The organism is Roseburia sp. OM02-15, assembly GCF_003481835.1.
Taxonomy (GTDB): domain Bacteria; phylum Bacillota; class Clostridia; order Lachnospirales; family Lachnospiraceae; genus Eubacterium_I; species Eubacterium_I ramulus_A.
On the sequence record NZ_QULX01000027.1, the window covers coordinates 1 to 224 of the forward strand.

The window sequence follows — 224 nt, forward strand, 5'->3', positions numbered from 1 at the left end:
TCTAAATCATGATTCCATTCTTCCAGTGTGATCCCGTAATCAGGTGCAATATGTTCCCAGATTTCTTTTGCCCGTTCTGAAATCGGATCCTCTATTACTTTTCTTCTATCTTTTACAACCATAATCAGATGATAATACATCAGATATACTGAATGTGCATTATGATCCATTTTATCCATACAATCAGTCCCTTCTGGCTTTTCGACTGATTGTATTATACCACA

The 224-nt window shown here is 35.7% G+C and carries 1 protein-coding gene; it reads right to left on the reverse strand.

Going from position 1 to position 224, the window contains the following annotated elements:
- Positions 1-179, reverse strand: a 179-nt coding sequence (locus DXB15_RS15370; RefSeq protein ID WP_187119668.1) for a transposase, incomplete at its 3' end; no start/stop codon positions are given.
- Positions 180-224: the final 45 nt, after the last annotated feature.